The 8,139-nt window shown below is 44.6% G+C and carries 9 protein-coding genes; all 9 read right to left on the bottom strand.

The window, feature by feature from the left end; genetic code table 11:
- Positions 1-188: 188 nt before the first annotated feature.
- Entirely contained in the window at positions 189-521 is a 333-nt protein-coding gene (locus ALO80_RS16395) for a hypothetical protein (protein ID WP_159420672.1), read from the bottom strand.
- Positions 522-556: 35 nt separating this feature from the next.
- Positions 557-1,540 (bottom strand): T6SS immunity protein Tli4 family protein, encoded by a 984-nt coding sequence (locus ALO80_RS16390; protein WP_235812488.1) that lies wholly within the window; start codon positions 1,538-1,540, stop codon positions 557-559.
- A gap of 16 nt (positions 1,541-1,556) precedes the next feature.
- Positions 1,557-2,042 carry a hypothetical protein gene (locus tag ALO80_RS32040; RefSeq protein WP_235812487.1) on the bottom strand — a complete coding sequence of 162 codons (486 nt, stop codon included), beginning with the start codon at positions 2,040-2,042 and terminating at the stop codon, positions 1,557-1,559.
- Positions 2,021-2,386, bottom strand: a complete 366-nt coding sequence (locus ALO80_RS32035; protein ID WP_223813419.1) for a hypothetical protein — start codon at positions 2,384-2,386, stop codon at positions 2,021-2,023. Before ALO80_RS32035 ends, ALO80_RS32040 begins: the two co-directional genes overlap by 22 nt.
- Positions 2,387-2,483: 97 nt before the next feature.
- Entirely contained in the window at positions 2,484-3,062 is a 579-nt protein-coding gene (locus ALO80_RS16380) for a hypothetical protein (protein ID WP_223813418.1), read from the bottom strand.
- 221 nt (positions 3,063-3,283) lie between these two features.
- Positions 3,284-3,625, bottom strand: a complete 342-nt coding sequence (locus ALO80_RS30845; RefSeq protein ID WP_144434230.1) for a hypothetical protein — start codon at positions 3,623-3,625, stop codon at positions 3,284-3,286.
- A gap of 113 nt (positions 3,626-3,738) precedes the next feature.
- Positions 3,739-4,704: an SEL1-like repeat protein gene (locus ALO80_RS16375; protein ID WP_122301915.1), complete on the bottom strand. Its 966-nt coding sequence runs from the start codon at positions 4,702-4,704 to the stop codon at positions 3,739-3,741.
- A gap of 72 nt (positions 4,705-4,776) precedes the next feature.
- Positions 4,777-6,744 carry a phospholipase D-like domain-containing protein gene (locus tag ALO80_RS16370; protein WP_055009744.1) on the bottom strand — a complete coding sequence of 656 codons (1,968 nt, stop codon included), beginning with the start codon at positions 6,742-6,744 and terminating at the stop codon, positions 4,777-4,779.
- 3 nt (positions 6,745-6,747) lie between these two features.
- A partial coding sequence (locus tag ALO80_RS16365) for a DUF2345 domain-containing protein (RefSeq protein ID WP_147463913.1) occupies positions 6,748-8,139 on the bottom strand: 1,392 nt, incomplete at its 5' end.

Raw genomic sequence — 8,139 nt, 5'->3', positions numbered from 1 at the left:
GGTATAGCGGGGCACGCGGCCGATGCGCTCGACCCCATGCATGCGCAGGGCCTGAAGCTGATGCTCGCCCAGTGGCGTGGTGAGTTGCAGCAGGCGTCCGCTCTGGCTGAGGGCGGTACCGAATGTCAGATCCATGATATAGCTCCCCTACCTGGAATGGCCTCGTATCCCTGATTTAACAAGGATTTTCATCCATGTGGTTTTTTTTGATGGCTGTCTTTGCCTTTATCGTCATTATAAGCATCGAAACCGCCTGAATAAAGAAGTAGCCTGCCACGGGCATGAGAAAGTCGTAATTGCCACGTGTCGCCAAGTATAAGAAAAATGCGCAAAAAGCAGCGATGAAAGATAATGCGCATGAGATAAAACACTGATATCGCAAAATGTGGTTTAGTGGGCTTTTGCCGTTTACCAGAAACGTCAGTATTTTGAACGGTGCATAGCAAGCTCCGTAGAGGGGCAATGCCAGGATTAGAGCAATTAGTATGTAGCCTATAAAGTTTGGCATTAAATTGTTCCATTTGTTTTGTTCTTTATTGCTGTATAGATAGCCAAGTCAGGGAAGCGGTTTCAGGCTGTCTACTACCTTATCCCAAAAGGCCAAAGCTTCTTCGTCGGATTTAAAGTCGCTTCCAACTTCATGTGTGCCCAGTCTTAGATCTATAAATGGACGAATATTTGATTTTATCTGTCCCTCGTATTCGATCTGAAAAGTGTAAAATCGTTTTCCATCTATTAAAGTTGTTACAGCGACTTCCTCTGCTTTAAAATCACCAATCATACGTGTCCTTTTTCTAAGCGTTTTTGTTTTACTCAATAATTCTGCCATACCTGGAATAAGGCCGCCGCTTTCGTTTTCAAAACGTTTTATTAACGTGTCATCATGTTCAACGATTCGTTGGGTCAGTAGACTAACAAACGTTCCTGGGTGCGTTGAGATTTGTGCTCCCATGTAAATACCTTCCAAGGATTGGGTTGTCCCTAGTGTGGTATAACCTGCTTCTAAAGCAAAAGCGCCTTGGGGTGGAGCGTCTTGGGGTCGCCTAAAAAATATGGATTCACTTATTAGCCGGGTTTTATTAATGGCGCCATCTATTCCTTTAGCAGAAATTGACTTTACTAGCATCCGATAAAGTGTGTTCTTTGATGTAAGTAGATAGGCATGAAACGTATAGAGCTTATCTAGTTTGGAAAGTATTAACACGCTACCATTGCTAAGGGGTATAGTTTTTTCATATCTGCTTGATGTCCCATAAGCAGTTCCTTTTTTTAGTTCTTCAATTGTTTGATCGACAAACGAGCTCAAATCAGACTTTCCATTTTTGCTAACAAGCTCTACTTTTTCGTTGTAGAGCTTGTAGTCAGCGACAATTTCAGAACCCGTTGGTAGATCTAGTTGGAATCTGCCAAAATAATGGGTGGCCAGCTTGTTGTTCATTTCCTTTCCTTCAATGGGTAGTGCCAAGGATAGTGGAGAGTAAAGTGCAAAAATTGTTAAGGCATAAGTTAGCGCTTTTGTTAAGGTTGGAATGTTTTTCATGGTCTGCCTTAGATGCTTAACTATTTTCTGATAGCCTGACTAAACTATATAGGGTTGCATAAAGTGTTCTGCCCTTCTCGTCGGTATAAGCATTTTGATGCTTGTAACCAACGGAGTTATTATATTTACCTTCTTTGCAATAATTGATGAGTTTTCCTGCATTTTCTGCATTTTGTCCATGAGCGAAGGCTCCTTTTACCCCAGGCTTTCCACGTGGTTCCAAGTCAGGAATGCTGGGCGTCCTATCAGAAAGTGGAAGGTTAGGTTCACCTTGGTAGGCGTCAATATTGAATCCGAGATTAAATCCCTTAATGTTTGTGTCTTCAAAAGAAACACTTACGGACTCACGTTCATTTTCGCTACCTTCAATACAGCCTTTGACAAAACAAACCCCGCTATTCCTATCATCTGATACATCAAAGCGTGACATTAAGAAAGCAATGCGAGATGGATCTTCTAAAGTACGCTCTCCGCCTACCTCTAGCAGTATATTTTTTTCCACACAAAACCTATAGAACTGTTTGAAAGCTCATTCATCGGTTTACCATAGACATCAACACCTGTCAGGCGTTTGTGATTATATGCAATCAGCCACGCATTGTCCGATGGGCGTGATATCTCCGCTGGCTTCTCTATAGATTTACGGCCTGCCTCATTATCCTTTATCTCCGCAAATGACCTGTCGACTAATCGCTCTGCACGCGGTTTTATATAATCAAAGTATACCTTTATAGAAATGCCATTCTTATTGAGTGCAACATCAGCTAGCTTCATGCTTTCTGGTATCTCAACGTTGTAGCGAGCGATGGCCGCGGAATATGTCTTGGCACTATTGGCGGTTGGCATTTTTGCGGGTTCCTCTTTATCTAATAGCATAAAAATAATTAATAAGCTGATGGCAACGCCGGGTACTATGGTTGAGTATTTTTTTTAAGTTGGGTGCTCAACATAGATTTTTCGCTCTTTTAGCTATATTTATTATAGAGTGTACGGTTACTGCTCTGACCGTCTGATTATCATATGATGTGCCGTGGGCGAAACCTTTAAGCTTTGCAGAAAACTTAACATGAGCAGTGGCCGCTTGTCCGGACAGTGTTGGCACGTTTCCATCGCCGCCTTCATCTTGCTTGCCCATGTGGGCACGATAAGCATCACCAGCATAGTCTGCGCCGATTACGCCTTGCCCATTAAACGTGCTATAGGCTATTTTCCCTGCAGTTTCAAGATTTCTCACGACTAAGCTATTACTGCCAGTGTCAGAATTTAATTCCAGACTAGGAGTCTGCTGTTGATTCAGTTTTGATGACCAAATCATGGCGTTATCTTTTAATGGAGCAATGATCCAGGTTGTTTTATTCCAAGCTGGTTGTTTTTTATCTGCTCCAAAATGCACATAAGTTGGGTTGAAGTAGTAGTTTTCGAGTTCCGCATGAAACTCTTTTGCTGTCATAAGATCCGTAATATATTGTTTCCAGGTGCTCTCTAGGTTTTTGTTTCCAGGGTCTATAAGATAAGGATTCATTAGGCACCACCACCTGTTAGGGATAGCATATATCTCGTTATAAGTGTCGTTGTTTTTTGGCAATTGCATTAGTAAATCACCCTTATTATTTTCCCACCGTGCTTCTAAGAGGGAAGTCTGTCGTAGCGGCCAAATATCGTGGATAAAAAAGGCGCTATCAATAGCAAGATAAATGTGTAGTGATTATACATCGAGCGAGTAACTTAACCGCATTAATACTCTTATTTACAGTTTTTATTATAGGCATAACTGAATAGTGAGGCCATGGCTAAGATTAAACTTGCATAGAGGCAGAATTCACTAATATGTAATGCTGCCTCAAGAAATTGTTGATTCTCTGCGCTACCTCCTGACCCGCTTATGCCACTGGCTGACCCACCTAAAAAAATAGCTCCTGATGTTATGCAGACAGCCAAGAATGAGAGCGATACTTTAAATAAAGTAGCACAAGTTAGAACTTTTGAGATGCCTCCTCTGGTATCAGCATTAATGATACGAAAAACTACGATAGCCACATAAGCTATTCCAAGTAACGCAACTGTAAAAAGAATAAGTGTTATCATTTTATTTCTTCTGTGAAGTGGTTGTTAAATACTATTTTGCGCCAGCCATGAGATGTTGCATTGATTAAAGTATTTGGTTGCTGATACTCGCAATGACTTATCTCTGCACCAGATCATAATTCATTTTCGGTTGTTGTTAGAGGCAGGCCTGTGGTGAAATCTAGGTTTTTATCCTTGCTTAATTTTTTCAATAGCGCATCTTGAGGCTTCTCAGGTGCTGCGTTTGCATTAAGCTCTTTTTGCCACTGGAACGTACCATCCCATGCGGGAAGCTTAGCCTGTGGAAGCGGCACAATAGAGTCGATATCTTGAATCTTAGGGTTTAATGATTCATTATTTCTTAGAAAAGTAGCAATGGACAAGTAGCGCTTTGAACGTTCTTCATCTTTAGTTAGCTGCATGTAGTAAAGGCTTTCTGTTGAGGTTGGCCCTTTAAATGCTTCTGCTAACCTTCTAGCTGATGCTAAGTCACCTGATTTGACACCTAATTGGTAAAAATGCACTGCTTCGTCATACTTACGCACTACACGAAGGTAACCAGCCAGCTCTCGAGCTGCGATTGCATGTCCTTGATATGCAGCGCATCGCTGCATTTGTTCCATCACATCCTGCCCTCCCTCAATTTGACCAAGCAGACTTGCCACATAGAACTGAGCGTCGGGATTGCCTAAATCAGCTGCCTTACGAAAGTATGCGTTTGCTTTTTCATAATCTTGCTCCACGCCATAACCCGACTCAAGGTAATGACCCATATCGTAGTAGGCTCCAGGTGCACCTAAGGCCATAAATTTCTCTACTAAGTCAATTGTCTCCTTTTGCGCATTGGGAGAGTGCGTTAGCCCTTGCGAGATTAGCACTTGCAGATTAGTTGCTGCTTTGTAGTGCCCGTTTGCAGCGGCTATCCGATAATACCGTGCAATCTCATTGAAGTCTTTTGGGCCTTCTTGTAGTTGAAGGCGTAAGCCATACTTATAAACAGTATCTATCTCTGGATCGACAGCTGCTAGTGTGTCTGTTTCCTTATGGCACTCGAAGGCAAGGCTTTTTTCTATAGTCTCTTTTTCTGAGTTGCTAGGCATGGCATTCAGTCCGGTAGTGATGGCATAGAATATAGTTATACATGCGATGTGAGTGATTGGTTTATACATGGTTCAATCCATATTGGTGCGCGTGGGGCTTTCTCGATAAAACTCAACAAGTGAAGCGTAAGGTTGTTGTATTTTTTCTATCGAAGGACGTTTATTTGCCCTTAGTCGACTGCTGTTTTCACTAATTATGTCCATCCATTTCTCAAACGCTTCAGATGCGCTGTCTTGCGCGCCAATGCCATTTGTGTGGATGTTCCAAAGTTGTTGCCTTAGCTGTTTGGAAAGGGCGGGGTGCTCGTGGCAAATATTCAATTCGCTATCCACCTCCATGCTGCGAATATTTATATTTGCAGAGCCTATTGTGGTAAATACGTCATCAATTATTGCTAATTTGCTGTGAATATATACGGGCATCCAGTGTTCTGGCGGTGAGTCAGGAGCTACTAATGTGCAAATATGAACTTTGAGTCCCGGTATCTCTACTGGAAGTATAGTTTTATTTTTCTCAAGTGGTATTTTAGATTCGAGCGCTTTTTGACGTTCTTGTGCTGCATCAACTTTAGCGCGTCGTTCTCCTTTTAACTTCTCAAGAAGCTGCGGATTTATGTTTGATCTTATTCTGGGGTCATCTAGTCCTGTTAGTAACTGACGCTCATTTGCTGTTTCGGCTTTTGCAGTTTCTAGCTCTCGATCCAACGCCTCATCTCTTTCGAGTTTGGAGACGGCGGGCAAAACTTCTTTCCGCCCCAGACTATCGAGCATTCTGTAGGTATTCATAGTACCAGGCCCTATTCCTTCGTCGTTGGAGTTTGTTACGACGAAAAGATGAATCGAACCGTGTTTGTCTGGATTTCGTCCTCCTTTTATTTGATTTTGCGCGGCCGTTTTTATCGCTTTCGCAAGCGGCTCCCATCGAAAGTACTGATTTTCTATATATATATAATTGGTGACATTATTAGATGCTTTCAGATAAAGCTTCTTTATGTCATGGACACCATGCTGATTCTGAGTTCGAAGGATCTGTGCCATTACTGGTGGTTTTACAGAAAGATCAACTGATAGCTGGCTGGCCAACGCCTTTCTATTTGCCAGCAAATCAATATCTGTTTGGCTTTTCCATGCCTCACAAAAATTATGGTTCAAGTGCTCCAATATCGGGCCGGTCACTTTGCTTGAAATATCTTGTCTTGGAGTCGCGCCGTTTCTGCCAAAACGTGCGTGCATTCTAGCATAGCTATGATGATCATTGTCCCAATAAGCATCAAGGGTATTGTGTCCCATCACGAAACCTTTTGCGCTGCTTGGTTTTTCGTAATCGACTAATACCATTTTTTGATGGTGCGTGGGCCACGCTGTCATGAGTGTCGTACTTTGGAGCTTGTTATTCGTTGTGCTGTTTTTATCGGTGCCATGCATTGCAAGCTGCCAAATTATTTCCACTCTATCTTTAGTGTTAAAGTCACGCGTAGCAAATTCTATATTTTTTAAGTAGGAATCTTCGTTTTTAGTAGGTATCAGTAATCCCAATGGCCCAAATGTTTGAAAATTTTGGAATTTGCTCTTTTGGTTAAGCTGTTTTACTTGTGCGTACCAGAGCTTGTCATATTCTTCCTGAGCGTCATTTCGATTCTGTTTGCCTTTCTTTAAGTTGCTAATTACATTGTTGCCGGGTGTCGGATTTTCTTGAGTTTGTGCCAAGTGAAGGCTATCATACCAGCAAAGTATTCTGATTTTTACGCCTTCATTTCCTTTCTTTATTAGCAAGTCTCCTATGCACAAGTCTTCCGTGTTCCCATTTCTTTTAAAGTACATTGAAGGCTGAAAGCCCCAGCAAATATAATCAATACTTACAGTAGCCGTCATGATAGCATCATAAAGTGCGCCAAATGCGCGCTCGCCATTTACTAAAGGCTCAAATGTAGCTGGAACGGGGTGGTATTCAGTATTCTGTAAGAACCAAGGTAAGTTTAAGTTTGCAGATGATTTTTTAGTCATCGCCACCGGAGATGTAATAGCGTCAGGTGAAGTCATTTGTTAAACCTCCGGTTCGGATTTCAGATTGTTAAGTGAGGCGTAGTTTTCCCTGAAGTCGCTTCGAGTACCTGGTTGAGTTATGTCTGGGTGAGAATTACTTTCATGACGATGAAACCCGTTATTTGCAAGTTCAGCGTTGCTCTCTTTTCCCTTGTATTGACCTCCAACAGGTATTTTATAGATGATTCCATTTGCTAACTCAACAAGGTAGTCAGTGATAGTTGGGTTGTGATCAATATCTATAATCCCGGTATTATCCATCACCCCCTGCTTGACTACCGCTCCTCCAGCAACCAGTTTGTAAGGCATACCCACCCATGCGCTTGAACTTCCAGCATTGGTTTGCCCAGCGTAAAACGAAAGAGGCTGGGTTACAGCGGATTCAGGCCATGCAGGATTTTCACGGTTTAGCTGGGCTGGCCCGCTAAACGTCTTCTTCGCCCCTTTGACATCAATCGTTCCCGGCGCATGAATCTCGATGTTGCCGTCCTTGATGCGGATGTAACCGCCACCGCTGGTAAGCAATATGCCTTCCTGTGCGGCGATCTCTATTCCGGCGGCGGTCGAAGTAATCATCACCTTCTGTTGCGCCGTCAACTCCATCGCATCACTCTGCGCCTGCAGCTCGATCTTGCCTTTGGCTGCAAACAGCTTGGCTCCGGCGTTCTGCGCGAACAGGCTGATGCTTTGCGCAACGCTTGCCAGCAGGGATTTGCCGCTGGCGATGCTGACGTCTTCACCGGTGCTCAGGGTCAGGTGCTTGCCGCTGTGCAGGTGGGTGCTTTTCGGCGTGGCGGTGGCGATGTCGGCAGGGGAGGAGGCGATCAGCAATGGCTGCTGGTAGCCCGGTGTTTTGCCGCGTCCGCCGCTGCGGATTGCCCAGGCGGTGTCGCCGCCGTTGCGCTGTTGTTCGCCGGGGCCTTGGCTCGGGCTGCCATCGTCGCTGCCGTAGGTGACATCGGCATCGCTGTTGAGCTGGGTCAGGCTGTCCAGGCCCTCCTGCATGGGCAGGGCGTTGTGCTGTTGGGCGGTATCGGACAGAGTCTTGACGCGTTGCTCGCTGTTTTTCAGTTGTTGCTGCGCTTCGCTGGCATCGATCTGTGCACCCTGAGCACCGCTGCGTTTCCAGGTGCTGAGGTACAAACCCTGCTGGGCGCGCAAAGCACCGTAAGCATCGGTGCGTAACTCGAAACCCGTACCACGCAGGCCGCCACGGTTGTTGCCGCGCTGGTCGATCAGGTAACCGAGGTTGAGCTGGGTATGCCCGTGGCTGCTGTGGATCTGGGTGCGGACCTGGCCCGTTGAATCGTCCATTACCCACTGGTTGAAACCGCCGCCGCCGACTTCCTTGCTCTTGTAACCGGCCATCAAACCGCTGGAGTGCCAGGCGGG

The organism is Pseudomonas caricapapayae (genome assembly GCF_001400735.1).
GTDB classification, from domain to species: Bacteria; Pseudomonadota; Gammaproteobacteria; order Pseudomonadales; family Pseudomonadaceae; genus Aquipseudomonas; species Aquipseudomonas caricapapayae.
This window is presented reverse-complemented; position numbering and strand designations above follow the sequence as displayed.